Genomic DNA, 270 nt, shown 5'->3' on the forward strand with positions numbered 1-270 from the left:
GCCCCTTCCAAACATGGTCAATAACCTAGATCAAGATTTCATCTGTCTTGAGTGCGGCTCTAGACGGTGTGGTGCTATGGAGCAGGCAGGAGTCAGCTATAGCGGAGACAATCCGTGGTCCTACGTCGCGGGTCGCGACGTGTGTGCCGATTGCAAAACCATCCTTCCTCGATGGCTAGCACGTCGCTGGGAGCATGATAGTTTTGAGGCTGCACGAGCTGTTTGGCTAGACAAGTACAAGCACTCGCATCCGGGCAGCCGTCAAGGGGC

It is taken from the genome of Pseudoxanthomonas helianthi (genome assembly GCF_017939625.1).
Taxonomy (GTDB): domain Bacteria; phylum Pseudomonadota; class Gammaproteobacteria; order Xanthomonadales; family Xanthomonadaceae; genus Pseudoxanthomonas_A; species Pseudoxanthomonas_A helianthi.